The organism is Variovorax atrisoli (assembly GCF_014195185.1).
Classification (GTDB): domain Bacteria; phylum Pseudomonadota; class Gammaproteobacteria; order Burkholderiales; family Burkholderiaceae_C; genus Variovorax; species Variovorax atrisoli.
This window is the reverse complement of record NZ_JACIBG010000007.1, coordinates 202,656-218,879: the sequence shown is the minus strand read 5'-3', so window position 1 is coordinate 218,879 and position 16,224 is coordinate 202,656. Positions and strand designations below refer to the sequence as shown.

Below are 16,224 nucleotides of genomic sequence, written 5' to 3'. Positions count from 1 at the left end.
GCATTCAACATGAACACACTGCAGCTGCTTACCGAATCCCTGGGGTCTCGCAAGATCCGCGTCATCGATCTGACCCAGACCTTGAGCGAGAGTTTTCCCTCTTTGCGATTGCCTCCCGAGTTCGGTCAGGTGCAAGGCTTCAGGCGGGACCGTATCTCCAGATACGACGAGGCGGGCCCGGATTGGTACTGGAACAACTTCAGCTGCGGGGAGCACACGGGGACCCATTTCGACGCCCCGGCGCACTGGATCACGGGGCGTGCGCATGACGCCAATACGGTGGATGCAATCGCCGTCGAAGACTTCCTCGCGCCCGCGATCGTCGTCGACGGCAGTGCCCAGGTCGCCGAGGACAGCGACTGGTTGCTCACCCGGGAGTTCCTCGAGCAGTGGGAGAGCCGGCACGGCCGGATCCCCGCGAAGAGCTGGGTGCTGTTCAGAACGGACTGGTCCAAGCGCGTCGACGACGCGGCCGCGTTCCTGAACGTTCGCGAAGACGGCGCGCACACGCCCGGCCCCACGCAGGAAGCGATCGAATGGCTCATCCGTGAGCGCGACGTGCATGGATTCGGCGTCGAAACGCTCAACACGGATGCGGGCCAATCCTTCAAGTGGCCTCTGGCCTATCCATGTCATTCACTCATGCACGGTGCGGGGAAATACGGTCTCCAGTGCCTGACCAATCTCGATCTTCTCCCGGTCACCGGAGCCTTGATCTTTTCGGCGCCGCTGAAGATTCTCGAAGGCTCCGGCAGCCCGTTGCGAGTTCTTGCGCTTGTCGAAGGTGTCGAAGCGGTCAAGCCTTCGGAGTCCCCGACGCCCTGAGAGCCGCCCGGAGTGAAGGGCCGGGCAACTGAACCTGCACTCTTGTTCTACCCATTCAATCCAGACATCCGAGAATCTCCATGGCAGAACGTTCTTTCAAACACGAAGTCGAGAAACTGAAAATCGCGCCCGGTGCGGAATTCGAGGGCGAAGGCATTCTCGCGGTCACCAAGGCCCTGTTGCAGTCCGGTGTGGCGTATGTCGGGGGCTATCAGGGTTCTCCGGTGTCCCATCTCATGGACGTTCTCGCGGATGCGAGCGAAACCCTGGAGGAACTCGGCGTCCACTTCGACAGCAGTGCAAGCGAGGCCACCGCCGCGGCGATGCTGGGGGCTTCGGTCCACTATCCGCTGCGCGGTGCCATCACCTTCAAATCGACCGTCGGCACCAACGTCGCGTCGGATGCGCTTTCCAATCTCGCTTCTGGCGGCGTGACGGGAGGCGTCCTGGTCATTCTCGGCGAGGACTACGGAGAGGGGTCCAGCATCATTCAGGAGCGCTCATATGCGTTCGCAATGAAGTCGCAGATGTGGCTGCTGGATCCGCGCCCCAATCATGCGTCGCTGGTTCGCTCGGTCGAGAAGGCGTTCGAGCTGTCGGAAGCCAGCAGGACGCCCGCCATGCTGACGATGCGCGTGCGCGCGTGCCACTCCCATGGACGCTTCGTCGCGTCGGAGAACCGCAGGCCGGCATTCACCGTGAAGGACGCTCTCGACGAGCCGCGCCGTGACATCGATCGCATGGCGCTCGCCCCGGCGACGTTCGTGCACGAGCACGAGAAGATCGCCGATCGCTGGCCCGCCGCGCAGGCCTTCATCAAGGAGCACCGACTCAATGAAGTCTTCCAGAACGAGAACCTCAACATCGGGCTGATGGTTCAAGGGGGGCTGTACAACTCGCTGATGCGCGCCCTGGAGCTGCTGGGACTGGCAGACACCTATGGCACTACGGCGCTCCCCGTCTATGTGATGAACGTCGTCTATCCGGTCGTCGATTCCGAAGTCGAGGAATTCTTTGCAGGCAAGGACGCTGTCCTGATGCTCGAGGAAGGCCAGCCGGAGTTCATCGAGCAGATCCTGCACACCACCGTGAACCGGATGGCGTTGACCACGCGGGTTCACGGAAAGGACATGCTGCCGAGGGCCGGCGAGTACACGACGATGGTATTGCTCAAGGGCCTGCGAAGGTTCCTTCAGAAGTACGCGCCGTCGATGCTCGAGCAGGAAAGAATTCCCGAGGGCGTCAGGCAGATGCTGGCGCCGAAGGTCACGCCGATCGTTCCTTCCATGCCCGGCGCCGCGCTCGACGATGGCGGTCCCGTCCTTCCCAGGCCGCCTTCGTTCTGCACGGGCTGCCCGGAGCGGCCCGTCTTTACCGCATTGAAGATGGTGGAGAAGGAGACGGGCAAGCACCACATCAGCGCCGACATCGGCTGCCACCAGTTCGCCGCTCTTGCCCCGTTCGATATCGGCGCCACGTCCATGGGCTACGGTCTTGGCGCTGCGGGTGCTGCGGCTTTGAATGTCGCTGATGCGGACAGGCGCAGCGTGAGCATCATGGGCGACGGCGGCTTCTGGCACAACGGCCTGACTTCCGGCATTGGAAATGCGGTCTTCAACCAGAGCGACAACGTCATCGTCCTCGTGGACAACGGCTATTCGGCGGCCACGGGAGGGCAGGACATTCTGTCTTCCAGAGGTGCCGGACCGACAAGGACGGCTTCGCTGCCGATCGTGGCGGCCGTGCGTGGCATCGGGGTCAAATGGATTCGCTCCGTCTCTCGCACCTACGACCTGAAGGCAATGAAGCAGGCTTTGCTCGAAGCGCTGACTTCGAAGGAGTCGGGTCCGAAGGTCGTCGTGGCGCAATCGGAGTGCATGCTCAACAAGCAGCGCCGCACCAAGCCCCAGGTTCGACAGCGCCTGAAGGCCGGCGAACGCGTGGTGGTGGAGAAGTTCGGCGTCGATGCGCAGACCTGCACCGGAGACCACTCGTGCATCAGGTTGTCGGGGTGCCCCTCGCTGACCATCAAAGACAACCCCGATCCGCTGCGGCGCGATCCCGTCGCCACGGTCGAGTCCAGCTGCGTCGCATGCGGGCATTGCGGGGAGGTTTCCCATGCAGCGGTGCTGTGCCCATCCTTCTACCGCATCCAGTGGGTGCGCAATGCGGGCTGGTTCGAGAGACAGAGGAACCGACTGGCGAATGCCATCATCGGCTCCGTCCAGCGCCGCCTCGCCGCTCGTGAGATTCGATATGCAGCCTGAAGCACGTATGCGGCCTCTGAAGATTGCCATCCTGGCGATGGGCGGCGAAGGCGGTGGCGTTCTTGCGGACTGGATCGTCCAGGCCGCGGAACGCCAGGGCTTCCACGCGCAATCCACATCGGTCCCCGGTGTGGCGCAACGCACCGGTGCGACGATCTACTACGTCGAGATACTTCCCGTCATCCGCGGCACCGTGGAGGCGCCGATCCTTGCGCTGATGCCCACGCCCGGGGACGTCGACGTGGTGATCGCCTCCGAGCTCATGGAGGCGGCACGCGCTGTGCAGCGCGGCCTGGTGACGCCCGACCGGACGCTCCTGATCGCATCGTCCCACCGTGTCTATGCGTTGCAGGAGAAGATGGCGATGGGCGACGGCCGCATGGACTCGGCCGCCTTCCGAACTCAATGCGAGAGGGCTTCCCGCCAGCTCGTGCTGCACGACTTTTCCGATCTCGCCGAGAAGGCGGGCAGCGTCATCAGCGCCAGCCTTTTCGGCGCACTGGCAGCCGCCGGACTTCAGAGCTTGCCCCGTGAGCTGTGCGAGGAGGCCATCCGGGAAGGAGGCGTGGGCGTTGCTGCGAGCCTGAAGGCATTCGCCTCGGGCTTCGCTGCAGGCACGCAAGGGCTCCCCACGGCCTCGGAAGCGAGCTTCGACGCACCCGGCCGGATGGACCCACGACTTGCGGATCTCGCCGCGCGCATTGCACGGGACTTTCCTGCGGCGACCCACGCGATGCTGAACGCGGGCATCGCAAAGACCTCCGACTACCAGTCCAGAGACTATGCCGAACTCTATCTTCGCAAGATGGACGAGGTCCATGGGCTCGAAAGGAATCGAGGTGACGGGACTTTCAGGCTGACTAACGAAGTTGCGCGCCACCTCGCGCTCTGGATGACTTTCGAGGATCTTCCCCGCGTCGCGGAACTGAAGATCCGCGCGTCGAGGTTCGACCGGGTCCGCCAGGAGATCGGCGCTGCGCCGGACCAGGTCGTGCGCATCAACGACTATTTCCATCCAAGACTCGATGAAATAGCCGACACGCTTCCTCCCTCGCTGGGACGGTTTGTCTCCCAATCCAGAATCGCCAGAGCATTGCTGGGACCGTTCACCAGGAACGGTCGGGTCGTGCGCAGTTCCAGCTTCGTCGGGTTCTTCCTTCTGTACGGCGTCTCGCGCTTCAGAAGTATTCGACGGTATTCACTTCGCTATCGCCGCGAAATGAGCGAAATGTCCGACTGGCTGAGCCACGTCGGGAAGGCGTCCGATCAAGACTACGGCCTGGCCTGCGAGATCGCTGAATGCCAGCGCCTGATCAAGGGCTACAGCGACACCCATGCGCGCGGCACGCGCAACTTCAGGACCATCATGTCCGTCCTTGCGCACCTGCCTGCACCGGGTGTGGCAGCGAAGGTCAGGCAGCTGCGGGAAGCAGCGCTTTCCGATGAAAGCGGCGCCGCGCTGGAGGAACTGGTGCGAGGCATCTTGTTGCGGGCTTCGCCCCCCGCGAGTGGCGGTTCTGCGGGCGCTCTGCAAGCTTGACGAAGTGGATGGATATGAGTCGGCACCAAATGAATGTGGAGATCGGATTCAAGCACTGCGATCCCGCGGGGATCGTGTTCTATCCGCGTTATGCCGAGATGGTCAACGACGTCGTCGAGCACTGGTTCAAGCACGGGCTCGGCGTCGACTTCGATCGCCTGCATCGAGTGCGCCGTGTTGCGATTCCCACGGTGAAGCTCAACTGCGAGTTCAGGGCACCGAGCCGATTGAGCGAGACCCTGGTCGCTTCGTTGAAGGTCGTGGCTGCGGGTCGCAGTTCCCTGGCTCTCCGGGTGGACTTCGACGGGCAGGACGAACAGCCCAGGGTAGAGGCAGAGGTCAAGCTTGTCTTCGTCGACATCGAGACGATGAAGCCCATGGAAATACCTGCAGACTTGAGGCAGTCGATGCAGGCCTATTCAGCCTGTTGAGCTGATCGATTCAGCCGCCACGTCGGTTCGCAGGGCAGGGCGCGCCCGCGTCGACGGTCTCCGGGAAGCGGGAAAGACAGGGTCATGGCTGCAGCACTCCTGCCCGGGGCGGCGGCTCACGCATGAAAAAGCCGCCTCGAGGGCGGCTTCGTGAATGTGGTCGTGAACTCTTACGCGGTCCACGCTACGGCAAATTCTTTTGCATGAAGTCATTGTTGTTTTTCTCGTCGTAGTGACTTCGACGCGCTGCCGTGAGATTCGGCTTGCCTGGCCAGGCAACGCTCAACAGGTGTGAGCGAGCCGCCATTGTATCAGGCGGCGCCACGTCGGCAGACGCGCCCACTTCCAGGGGCTGCGGGCGTCGTCCCCGGGCAGCCCGAAGCAATCTGCGCACGGAACTCCTTGTGGACGCTCGAACAAGAGCACTGACGAAGCGGCTGCAAGGTATGGCGGGCATGCGGTGCCCACGATGGCGATCAGTCCCACGGCGGGGACGGGTCGCGGCCACGCAGTCCGACGTCGATCGCGGCATGAACGGCTCCTCCACTTCGCTGAGGCCCCTTGGAACGCTGGCCGGACGAAATTACCGAGGGTAATCACCCGGGGCAGGGTTCTTGTTGGCGACGTCCTGTTGTTATTAGAATATGATGACATCATGACAAATCCTCTTCTCGAGCATCGACGGTCGCTGAGAGACTTGATCTCTCAGCCGGGCATGGTCGTGGCGCCCGGCGCCTATGACGGCATCGGAGCCAGGCTGGTTGTCCAGGCCGGGTTTCCCGCGGTCTACATGACCGGGGCAGGCACGGCGATGGCCCGCGGCTTTCCGGACTTCGGCCTGCTGACGCAAACGGAGATGGCCGACAACGCCGGTGTGATGGCGCGGTCGGTCGATGTCCCGGTGATCGCCGATGCCGACACGGGCTACGGCAATGAACTGAACATCACGCGCACCGTGCGCGAGTACGAGTCGCGAGGCGTCGCGGCGGTCCACATCGAGGACCAGGTGTCGCCCAAGCGATGCGGTCACCTCGAAGGCAAGGAAGTAGTCACGCGCGACGAGTTCGTCTCGAAGATCCGCGCTGCCGTCGAGGCGCGCCGCTCCAACGAGTTCCTGATCATCGCCCGTACCGATGCGCGCGCCATGCTGGGCCTGGACGAGGCCATCGACCGTGCGAATGCGGCCATCGACGTCGGTGCCGACATCGCATTCGTCGAGGCGCCGCAGACGAACGAGGAGGTCGAGCTGGTGCCGAGGCGGGTGCGCGGCGCATGTCTTCTCAACATCGTCGGAGGCGGACGCACGCCGGTGCTCGACGTGTCGGTTGCGGAAGCGATGGGCTACAAGCTCGCGATCGTGCCGGGCCTGCTGCTGAGCGCTGCCATCGAAGCCGGGGACGCCGCACTTGCTGCACTCAAGTCCACGCGCGTCGTGCCGCCGGTCGCCGCCGCCGTCGCGGAAACGTTCCGGCGCTTTGGTGCAGACGACTGGGATGCCTTGCGCCGTCGCTTCAATGCCGGCGCGGGAGCGATCGATCCCTCCGCGCCTGCCGTGGGCGTGCTCGGCTGCGCCGGAGGCACCGCGTGATGGCCGGGCGGACTCTTTTCGACAAGATCTGGGACGCGCACGTCGTACGCGACCTCGGGGACGGATGGGCGCTGCTTCACATCGACCGGCACCTGCTGCACGACCTGTCCGGCTCGGCGTCGCTCGCGGACATGGCCGAGCGCGGACTCGCGGTGCACGACAGCGATCTCGTGTTCGCGACGCCCGACCATGCCGTCTCCACCCGGCCCGGTCGCGACGGCACGACCTACCTCGCGGGCAGCAAGCTGTGGTCGGCGCTCAGGCAGGGTGCGCAGCGGTTCGGCATCCGGCTCTTCGACCTTGGCGAGCGGGGGCAGGGCATCGTGCATGTGATGGGGCCGGAGCAGGGCATCGTGCTGCCGGGCCTGACCATGATCTGCGGCGACAGCCACACCTGCACGAACGGTGCGCTTGGCGCACTGGCACTGGGGGTCGGCTCCAGCGAGAGCACGCATGCGCTCGCGACGCAGACCTTGCGCCTGCAGCGGCCCAGGCACATGCGCATCCGCTGTGAAGGAGCCCTGGGCTTCGGCGTCACCGCCAAGGACTTGGCGCTGCACATCATCGCCAAGCTGGGCGCCAATGCCGGGGTGGGTCATGCGGTCGAGTACGCGGGCTCCACGATCGAGTCACTCGATGTCGAGGCGAGACTGACCTTGTGCAACCTCACGGTGGAACTCGGCGCCCGTTCCGGCGTGATCGCCCCGGATGATCGGACGATCGAATATGTGAAGGGGCGCCGATTCGCGCCGAAGGGCGCCGACTTCGACGTGGCGGTTTCTGAGTGGCGCGAGCTGAAGACTGATGCCGACGCGGTCTTCGACCGCGAGGAGTTCATCGATGCGCGCCTGGTCGTGCCCACGGTCACCTGGGGTACGAGCCCGGAGCAGGCGATCGCGATCGACGCGCGGATTCCCGCTCCGCGCGTTGCGGCAGGCGACGGCGCCGATGCGACGTCGCAGGCGCTCGACTACATGGGCCTGGAGGCGGGGGCGCCCATCGCCGGTACGCCGATCGACTGGGTGTTCATCGGCTCGTGCACGAACGCCCGACTTTCCGACCTGCGCGCGGCAGCCGACGTGGCCCGCGGCCGCCACGTCGCGCCTCACGTGCGTGCATGGGTGGTCCCGGGTTCGGAGGACGTCAAGCGCGCTGCGGAAGCCGAGGGGCTGCACCAGGTCTTTGCCGCCGCCGGCTTCGAGTGGCGCGAACCCGGTTGCGGCATGTGCGTCGCGGCCAACGGCGAGCAGGTGCCGCCCATGGCACGTTGCGTCTCGACGTCGAACCGCAACTTCGTCGGCCGCCAGGGCCCGCAGGCGCGCACGCACCTGGCCAGCCCCGCGATGGCGGTGGCGGCGGCCCTCACGGGCCGCCTGAGCGACGTGCGAGCACTTGCCTGACCCGGAGCACCCAGCCATGCAACCTTTCACGATCGTCAGTGGCGCAGCCATCCCCTTCATGCGCGCGAACGTCGACACCGACGTCATCGTGCGGATCGAGCGCCTCACCAGCCTGCCGAAGGACCAGCTCGGCCCGTTCGCGTTCGAATCGCTGCGCTACCTGCCCGACGGCAGCGCCGATCCGGCGTGCATCCTGAATGCGGAGCGCTTCCGCCACGCGCCGTTCCTGCTGGCCGGCGACAACTTCGGCTGCGGATCGTCGCGCGAAGGCGCGGTGTGGGCCTTGATGTGCCTGGGAGTTCGCGCCGTCATCGCGCCCAGCTATGGCGACATCTTCTATGCCAACTGCTTCCAGAACGGCATGCTGCCGATCCGGCTGCCCCTGGACCGCATCGAGGCGCTGGCTGCACGGTGCGCCGACGGTTCCGCGCTGACGGTCGACCTGCGGACGCAGACGATCCAGTGCAGCGACGGCGGTCCCCAACCGTTCGCCATCGACGCGACCCGCCGCGAAGCGCTGCTCAGCGGCCTGGACGCCATCGGCCTGACGCTGCGCGACGACGCCTTGATTCGCGCATGGCAGGACAAGGATCGCGTGCAGCGCGCCTGGGCCTGGAATTCGGTGCGCGCCTAGTTTTCATGCCTTCGACAACTTCCACCAACCCTCAGGAGACTTGCATGCCCACCCTCGACATCGCGGGCGACGCCCGCCGCATCATCGACGTCGTCAAGAACGGCGGTATCGCGCTCGTGCCGCAGCACACAGGCTACGCCATGTGCGGCGCCTCGATGGAGCCGCTCAGGAAGATCTTCGACACCAAGCAGCGCGGCGGCCACAAGCGCAACGCCATGGCCGCCGACCTGGAGACGCAGCGCGACATGATGGCCCTCGGCAAGCGCGAGCAGGAGATGGTCGAGGCGATCGTCCTCGACTACGACCTGCCGCTCGGCGTGATCGGGCCGTTCCGGGCGGACCATCCGTTGCTCATGAAGCTGGGCGACGACGCCTTGAGGGCCTCCTCGGCCGGAGGCACGATCGGCAACCTGCTCAATGCTGGCCCCCTGCACAGGGAGTTGACGCGGCTCTCGCGCGAAGAGCTGGTGCCGCTGTTCGGCTCGTCGGCCAACATCTCGGGCACGGGATCGCGGTTCAGGCTGGAAGACGTCCAGCCCGAGCTGCACGAGATCGCCGACATCAGGATCGATCACGGCCTGTGCCGCTATCACATGTACGGCCGCTCCGGCACGCTGATCAATTTCCAGACGATGCAGGTGATCCGCTTCGGCGCGTGCTACGACCTGATCGCGGACGTCCTCAAGCGCTGGTTCCGGGTCGAGCTGCCGCGCGACCCCGGCATGGCCGCGCTGCCCTCGGGCCACGTCAACGAGTTCGCCTTGCAGAACGTCGCCTGAATCGGCGAGGGCAGGCGTGCAGGCCCGCCCTCGCCAGCCGCCTCGCCCGGAGCGGCGTCCACGCAAATGCCGGCGCGGGCGAGGAAGTGACGGTTGTCCGATGCGATCAGGTCGCCGGGGTGCTTACCGGGCGCGCCATCTGATTCTGAAAAAAAGCGAAGGAGACAAGCATGGCTATCCATTCCCCGAAGCCGCCCAGCCGGGTGTCGCGCCGCGGCGTGCTCGCACTGGCTGGCGGCCTCCTGGCCGCGCCCTGGGCGCGGGCGCAGAAGTCCTCATGGCCGCAGCAGCCGATCAAGTTCGTCATCGGCTATCCGCCGGGCGGCGGAGGCGATGGCGTCGGGCGGCCGCTGGCCCTTGGCCTGGAACGCCACCTGGGCGTGCCCGTGGTCCTCGACTACCGCCCCGGCGCGGGAGGCGCCATCGCCGCCCAGCTGGTCGCCAACGCGCCCTCGGACGGCTACACCCTCTACCTGGCGGACAACGGCGCGATCTCCGTGACGCCGGCCTACCGGGCCGTGGGCTACCGGCCGACCGACTTCAGCTACATCGGCGGCATCGGAGAACTGCCCATGGTGCTGGTCGTGCACCCCGATGTGCAAGCCAGGGACATCCGGGAGCTGGCGGCGCTTTCGCACAAGCGGCCCAAGGGGCTGTCGTATGCATCGGGCGGGGTGGGAAGCATCCCGCACCTGGAGGCGGAGATGATGCGGCTGGAAGCGCGCATGAACACCGTGCACGTGGCCTACAAGGGATCGGGACAGGCGAGCACGGACCTCATCTCCGGCGTGGTCGACTTCGCGTTCTTCGCTCCCACCGGCGTGGCGCAGCACGTGCAGTCCGGCCGCCTCAAGGCGCTCGCCGTCACCACGCGCCAGCGGATCGCGGCCCTGCCATCCGTGCCGACGGTGGGAGAACTCGGCTTTCCGTCGCTCGAGGCGACCTACATGAGCGGCGTGCTCGCAGCCAGGAACCTGCCGCCCGCGGTGTTCGATCGCCTGGCTGCCGCACTCTCCACGGTGCTGGCCGACCCCGAGGTCGTGCGAAACCTGGAGACCAGCGGCCTCGTGGTGGCGCATCGAGCGCCGGCACCCGCTCGTGAGGCCTTCGAAAAGGACCTGGACAGATGGCGCAACCTGATCAAGGCTGCGAACCTCAAGCTGGACTGAACGCCACCGACGCTCGCTGCCTGCGGCTGTTGCGGGCGCCGAGCAGCAGATCACGCCAATCATTTCAAGAGACAAGATGAGAGACAAGACCGTGCGACACACAGGACAGAACGCAGGGCGCCGCGCCGCGCTGGTCGCGACCCTTGCCGCGATGGCATGGCTGGCGCCATCCGCCGCCTGCGCGCAAGACGCGCCATGGCGCCCCGCCAAGCCCGTGACCATCGTGGTGCCCTACGCCCCCGGCGGCGGGACGGACACGGTGGCGCGTGCGGTGGCCCGTCAGCTCGGTGTGTTCTGGAAGCAGCCGGTGATCGTCGAGAACGTGCCGGGCGCCGACGGGCTCATCGGCACGCGCCGCGTCATGGATGCCCACCCCGACGGCTCCACGCTGCTGCTGCAGGTGCCATCCATCGCCTTGACGCGCTATACCCCCGGGCTGAGAGGCGTCGATCCGCTCCAGCGGCTGCAGCCCGTCACGGCGGTGGCCCAGGCCTCCAACGCGATCGTGGTGAGCGGCAAGATGCCGGTCAAGACGCTGGCCGAGTTCGTGGCCTACTGCCAGCGCGCAGGGCAGCGGTGTTCGCTCGGCACCACCGACAGCCAGTCGCGCCTTCTCTCGCATCAGTTCGTCGCGGAGTCGAAGCTTTCCGATGCGGTCGTCGTCAACTATCGCGGCACCAGCGCCGTCGTGTCGGACCTGGTCGCCAATAACGTCAACCTGTCCTTCACGGGCATCGCGGCGGCACTGCCCCATGCCAGGGCGGGCACGCTGCGGTTCCTCGCGACGACCGGCGACAGGCGCAGCGCGGTGCTGCCCGAGGTGCCGACGGCGAAGGAGGCCGGCTTCGGGCAATACCGCTCGATCAACTGGTTCGGCGTCTTCGGCCCCCTGGGCATGCCGGCTCCCGTGACGCAGGCCATCGTGGCCGCGCTGCGCGACGCGGTGAAGGACGGCGACGTGCAAAGAACGATCGCGGCGGCGGGAGCGGAGCCCGTCGTCAATTCACCGGCCGAGTTCGCAGCGCAAGTGCGTGAAGAGAGCGAGCGCCTCGGCTCGCTCGTCAAGCGTCATCCGCTGGAGTGAGCAGGCCGGCTGCAGGCATGCCTGTGCCGGGCCGGTCCCACCCATCCGAGCCAGGGTGCCGCAGCGACCCGGTCGGAACGGTGCCGGGGGAGCGCCGGGATTCCGGACGCCGCGGACACGGGCGTGTGCATGAATGCTGTCGCCGGCTGTCCTGTTGCTATCAACACCCGACCATCGACAGGCTATGCTCGCGCCTTCCACAAGCTCCCTGCCACCGACGTTGATGAAACCCGCGAAAGCCCAGGTCGAACTCGCCGCATCCCCCTTGCCCCGGGCGCCGGGCACATCGCTGCACCGCCAGCTCTTCGTGGTCCTTCGCGACGAGATCGTGCGCGGCGTGTATTCGGCTTCGGGGCTGTTGCCGAAGGAGGAGTCGCTGTGCGAGCGTTTCGGCGTCTCGCGCATCACGGTGCGGCGGGCCCTGGCGGACCTGGCCGCGCAGGGCCTGGTGGAGCGGCGGCATGGCCGCGGCACCTTCGTGCTGCAGGACCGCTTGCCGCTGGTGCGGGCGCGACCCAGCCTCTCCCTGATCGACAGCCTGCGTCAGACGGCGAGCGAGACGCAGGTGCAGGTGCTGCGCGTCGAGCGGGTCGAGGCACCTTCGGACGTGGCCGCACTGCTGCAGCTCGCGCCGGGAGAAAAGGCGGTGCATGCGCTGCGCCTGCGCAGCATGAACGGCACGCCGGTCATGCTGTCCGATGCGTGGGTGCCCGAACAGCTGGGCAAGCAGGTCACGGCCACCTCGCTTCGCAAGCAGGCGCTCTACGAGATCCTGATGGCCCAGGGCGTGAAGTTCGGCCGCGTGATCCAGGAAATCACGGCCGAGCTGAGCGATCCGGTCCGAGCGAAGCTCATGCAGACGGAAGTCGGAGCGCCCCTGCTGAAGATCGTTCGCGTGCTGCACGATCCCGCCGCGAGGCCGGTCCAGTACATCACCGTCACCATGACGCCCGAACGCAGCCGCATCCTGATGGACATCCCGGGTGAGACCGTCAACACGCTGAGCGCGGGGCAATTCGTGCACGAGGTCGCCGGGTAGGCCGCCTGCTGCGCGAGTGCGGTTTCACGAAGGTGACGCGGTCGCCCTGATCCGCGGGACAAGCAAGACGGAGCTCTGAAGGCCGATTCGCTTCAGGGTGGCAGGAAGAGTCCCTCTCCGACGCACAGTGCCATCTGCTCCTCGACGGCATTGCGGAAGACCTTCGCTGCCAGGCTCACGGGCCGCCCCTTGGCGACCGCGAGCATGCGGGTCACCGCGAAGCCGCGGACGGGCACCGCCACCAGGCCTTGCCAGATGCTGGATGTTCGTACCACGGATCTGGGCAGAACGGCGACGCCAAGGTCCGCGCGGGTCAGTTGTGCGGCCCCTTCGTTACCGTCGATCTGTATGACCGGCTGCATCACCCCATGCTCGGTCTCGAGGCTGTGCCGCAGGCCGAGGGAAATGATGATGGGCAGCTTGCGCAGTTCGCGCGCCTGCACGCTCGAACGGGCGGCGAGCTTCGAGCCCGGAAGACAGAAGACAGCGATCTCCTGGCGCACGAGCGGCGTGAAATGGACGTGTTCCTGATTTCCGGGATTCGACACGATGGCCAGGTCGATGGTGCCCGCGGTCAATCGATGCAGCGCGTCGTCGGTGGGGCTCTCGGTCAGCTCCAGCCGGACTTGAGGAAAGCGATGGCGGAAGTCCAGCGCGAGGCGCCCGTGAATCGCCTGTCCGACCGTGGGTGCCGAAGACATTCGCACCGTGCCGCGCACGTCGCGATGAAAGCCTCGCATGCCACGGTTGAAGTTGGAGACGTCCGTGGTCGCGCTTTCGACTTCTCGCACGATGAAGCGGGCGCGCTCCAGGAACATCAGGCCGCCGTCGGTCAGTTGCACCCCCGCGATGCTGCGATGGAAGAGAGGGCCGCCGAGATCGTCTTCGAGCAGGCGCATCTGCCGGCTGATCGCGGACTGCGCCACGTGCAACACAGCTGCAGCCGCGCTGATGCTTCCCTTTTCCGCCACCGTCAGGAAGTAGCGTACCTGTCGCAGATCCATGGTGCATCTCCAGAGCCATCCAGCGAAATTTTAGATGGATGGCAGCTGAAATCTCTTCTTTTGCGTTGGTCTCGGCACATCCAGAATTGCGCATGCCGGACCGGGGCGTGATCACCGCAGCCCCCGCCGGCCAGACAAAAAAGACGGAGACAAGAATGATCAAGACCACGGAAGTGTCCGCACGGTCCGCGCACCGTGCCGTCCAGGCAGTGACTGGCGTGCCGGCCTTGCTGCGCTGCGCCGCCATGGTTCTTGCGGCGCTTTTGGTGGGAACCCTGGCGCATGCCGGCTATCCGGAAAAGCCGGTGCGCATCGTCGTTCCGTTCGCCGCGGGCGCGGGGGCGGATGTCGCCTCCCGCTTCATGGCGGGCAAGCTCGCGCAGCGCTGGGGCCAGGGCACCGTGGTTGACAACCAGGTCGGCGCCAACAGCATCATCGGCGCGCAGCAGGTCGCACGCGCACCGGCCGACGGATACACGCTGCTGGTGCCGAACGACACCACGCTGGCTGCGAACCCGGCGTTGTACGCGAAGCTTCCCTATGACCCCCTCAAGGACTTCGCGCCGATCGCGCTGATCGGCGAGACGCCTTTCGTGCTGGTCGCATCGCCCCGGCTGCATGTGCGTTCGGTCAAGGAACTGGTGGATGCGGCCAGGGCAAGCCCCGGCGAAATCAACTTCAGCACCAGCGGCGTCGGCAGTGCCCAGCATCTTCCGATGGAGATCCTGATGAGCAGCGCGGGCATCCGGATGCTGCACGTGCCCTACAAGGGCGCGGCGGAAGCCGCCACGGCGGTGGTGGGCGACCAGGTGCAGGTGATGTTCGCCGGCGTCTCCGCAGTACTGCCGTTCCTTCGGTCGGGCCGGCTCGTGCCCCTGGCCGTCGGCACCTCGCGGAGGCTCGCCGTGCTGCCCCAGGTTCCGACGATGTCCGAGTCCGGCTTCCCGGGGTTCCGTTATGGCGCATGGCTGGGCTTCGTGGCACCGGCCGCGACGCCCGCGGCGATCGTCGACAAGATCAACAGCGACATCGGCGAGATGCTGCGCCAGCCCGAGGTGCGCGAGAAGCTGCTGGCCATGGGCTTTCTCCCGGCCGAACCGGCCGGACCGGAAGTCTTTCGCAAACACATCGAGGATGAACTTGCTCGCTACGGCAAGTTCATCCGGGCCGCCGGCATCGAGCCGTCACGCTGAGCCCGCCCGGGGAAGAAGTTTCAGGACACACAGAAGGCACCATGCGGATCATTGACCTCCAGGAAGCGGCTTTTCCGGTGCAGAGCACCATGCGCAACGCCGTGTTCTCCTTCGCGGAGATGACTACCTCCATCGTCGCGGTACGGCTGGATCCCGGCGCCGGCAGCACACCGGTCACGGGGTATGCGTTCAACTCCACCGGACGCTATGCCTGCGGACAGCCCATGCGCGAGCGCTTCTTCCCGCGGCTGTTGCGGGCGCAACCTGAGTCGCTGCTCGACGCAGCCGGGGTGCTCGACCCTGCCAGGGCGGTGGAGGCGATGCTCGTCGGCGAGAAGCCGGGTGGCCATGCCGAGCGTTCGATCGCCATCGGGACCATCGAGACCGCACTGTGGGATGCCATCGGCAAGGCCCAGGAGCTGCCCACGGCGGAAGTGCTGGCCCGGCGCTATCGCGGCGGGACCATGCAGCGCAAGGTCTCCGTGTACGTGGGTGGAGGCTGGTACCGCCCGGGCGGTGTCGCGAAGGACGTGGCCGACGAGATTCGCAGCCACCAGGCCGGCGGCTACACCCATGTGAAGATCAAGGTGGGAGGGGCTTCGTTGGACGAGGACCTGCGCCGGATCGATTGCGCCTTGAGTGTGCTGCCCGACAGCGGCCACCTGGCGGTGGATGCCAATTGCAAGTTCCAGCGGGAGGAAGCCCTGCGCTACGCAGAGGCATTGGCACCTTATGGCCTGCGCTGGTTCGAGGAGCCTTGCGATCCCAACGACTACTCGCTGATGGCCGAACTCGCCTCCGTCTATGCACCGCCGCTGTCCGCCGGCGAAAACCTCTACGGCATGCAGGACGTGACCAACCTGGTGCGCCTGGGCGGTTGGCGCAGCGAGAAGGACCTGATCCAGGTCGACCCTCCGCAGTCCTACGGACTGCATGCCTTTGCCAGCATGGTGCGGGCCCTGGAGGCGCAGGGCTGGCCTGCGGGCAGCCATTTTCCGCACGGCGGCAACCAGATGTCCTTGGCCCTGGTGGCCGGCCTGGGCCTGGGCGGCTGCGAGGCCTACCCCGGCGTGTTCGGCTCCTTCGGCGGCTTTGCCGACGACACGCATGTCGAGGGCGGCTTCGTGCACCCGCCGCAGCGCCCGGGCATCGGCTTCGAGGGCCACAGCGCGCTGCATGCGCTGATGAGCTCGGTCGGTGCCGGGCTGAAGGCCCACTGAGTGCCCACCGCGCACAGGACCGTAGCTCCTCCACCTCCTTGGTTCCACTGC

At 66.4% G+C, this 16,224-nt stretch carries 14 protein-coding genes; 13 read left to right on the top strand and 1 reads right to left on the bottom strand.

The annotated features are described in order from the left end of the window. Nucleotides 1-9: 9 nt before the first annotated feature. The 11 genes from FHY06_RS24070 to FHY06_RS24020 all read left to right on the top strand — a co-directional run bounded on the left by FHY06_RS24070 (nucleotide 10) and on the right by FHY06_RS24020 (nucleotide 12,756). Nucleotides 10-825 carry a cyclase family protein gene (locus FHY06_RS24070; protein WP_184606539.1) on the top strand — a complete coding sequence of 272 codons (816 nt, stop codon included), beginning with the start codon at nucleotides 10-12 and terminating at the stop codon, nucleotides 823-825. An 80-nt stretch (nucleotides 826-905) separates the two neighbouring features. Beyond that, nucleotides 906-3,092: a thiamine pyrophosphate-dependent enzyme gene (locus FHY06_RS24065; protein ID WP_184606538.1), complete on the top strand. Its 2,187-nt coding sequence runs from the start codon at nucleotides 906-908 to the stop codon at nucleotides 3,090-3,092. Then, on the top strand, nucleotides 3,082-4,632 hold the full coding sequence (locus FHY06_RS24060) for an indolepyruvate oxidoreductase subunit beta family protein (RefSeq protein WP_260310635.1): 1,551 nt from the start codon (nucleotides 3,082-3,084) through the stop codon (nucleotides 4,630-4,632). The genes FHY06_RS24065 and FHY06_RS24060 overlap by 11 nt, the downstream gene beginning before the upstream one ends. A 29-nt stretch (nucleotides 4,633-4,661) precedes the next feature. Next, nucleotides 4,662-5,063: an acyl-CoA thioesterase gene (locus FHY06_RS24055; protein WP_260310634.1), complete on the top strand. Its 402-nt coding sequence runs from the start codon at nucleotides 4,662-4,664 to the stop codon at nucleotides 5,061-5,063. Nucleotides 5,064-5,760: 697 nt separating this feature from the next. After that, nucleotides 5,761-6,651 (top strand): isocitrate lyase/PEP mutase family protein, encoded by an 891-nt coding sequence (locus FHY06_RS24050; protein ID WP_311733725.1) that lies wholly within the window; start codon nucleotides 5,761-5,763, stop codon nucleotides 6,649-6,651. Further along, entirely contained in the window at nucleotides 6,651-8,051 is a 1,401-nt protein-coding gene (leuC, locus tag FHY06_RS24045) for a 3-isopropylmalate dehydratase large subunit (protein WP_184606535.1), read from the top strand. Before FHY06_RS24050 ends, leuC begins: the two co-directional genes overlap by 1 nt. 16 nt (nucleotides 8,052-8,067) lie before the next feature. Further along, a complete protein-coding gene (gene leuD, locus FHY06_RS24040) occupies nucleotides 8,068-8,685 on the top strand; it encodes a 3-isopropylmalate dehydratase small subunit (RefSeq protein ID WP_184606534.1) in 618 nt (205 codons plus the stop codon). 44 nt (nucleotides 8,686-8,729) lie between these two features. Beyond that, nucleotides 8,730-9,464 (top strand): Sua5/YciO/YrdC/YwlC family protein, encoded by a 735-nt coding sequence (locus tag FHY06_RS24035; RefSeq protein WP_184606533.1) that lies wholly within the window; start codon nucleotides 8,730-8,732, stop codon nucleotides 9,462-9,464. A 170-nt stretch (nucleotides 9,465-9,634) separates the two neighbouring features. After that, nucleotides 9,635-10,633 carry a Bug family tripartite tricarboxylate transporter substrate binding protein gene (locus tag FHY06_RS24030; RefSeq protein ID WP_184606532.1) on the top strand — a complete coding sequence of 333 codons (999 nt, stop codon included), beginning with the start codon at nucleotides 9,635-9,637 and terminating at the stop codon, nucleotides 10,631-10,633. 91 nt (nucleotides 10,634-10,724) lie between these two features. Beyond that, complete coding sequence (locus FHY06_RS24025; protein ID WP_311733724.1) at nucleotides 10,725-11,717, top strand: Bug family tripartite tricarboxylate transporter substrate binding protein; 993 nt, start codon at nucleotides 10,725-10,727, stop codon at nucleotides 11,715-11,717. 223 nt (nucleotides 11,718-11,940) lie between these two features. Continuing rightward, nucleotides 11,941-12,756, top strand: coding sequence for a GntR family transcriptional regulator (locus FHY06_RS24020; RefSeq protein WP_126186213.1), 816 nt, complete (start codon nucleotides 11,941-11,943; stop codon nucleotides 12,754-12,756). Nucleotides 12,757-12,848: 92 nt separating this feature from the next. Here FHY06_RS24020 and FHY06_RS24015 read toward each other — a convergent pair whose 3' ends face one another. After that, on the bottom strand, nucleotides 12,849-13,760 hold the full coding sequence (locus FHY06_RS24015) for a LysR family transcriptional regulator (protein WP_019657477.1): 912 nt from the start codon (nucleotides 13,758-13,760) through the stop codon (nucleotides 12,849-12,851). 155 nt (nucleotides 13,761-13,915) lie between these two features. Here FHY06_RS24015 and FHY06_RS24010 point away from each other — a divergent pair, with 155 nt between their 5' ends. Both FHY06_RS24010 and FHY06_RS24005 read left to right on the top strand, forming a co-directional pair. Next, nucleotides 13,916-14,953 carry a Bug family tripartite tricarboxylate transporter substrate binding protein gene (locus FHY06_RS24010; protein ID WP_184606530.1) on the top strand — a complete coding sequence of 346 codons (1,038 nt, stop codon included), beginning with the start codon at nucleotides 13,916-13,918 and terminating at the stop codon, nucleotides 14,951-14,953. A 41-nt stretch (nucleotides 14,954-14,994) separates the two neighbouring features. Then, nucleotides 14,995-16,173, top strand: a complete 1,179-nt coding sequence (locus FHY06_RS24005) for an enolase C-terminal domain-like protein (RefSeq protein WP_184606529.1) — start codon at nucleotides 14,995-14,997, stop codon at nucleotides 16,171-16,173. The last annotated feature ends 51 nt before the right edge of the window (nucleotides 16,174-16,224 follow it).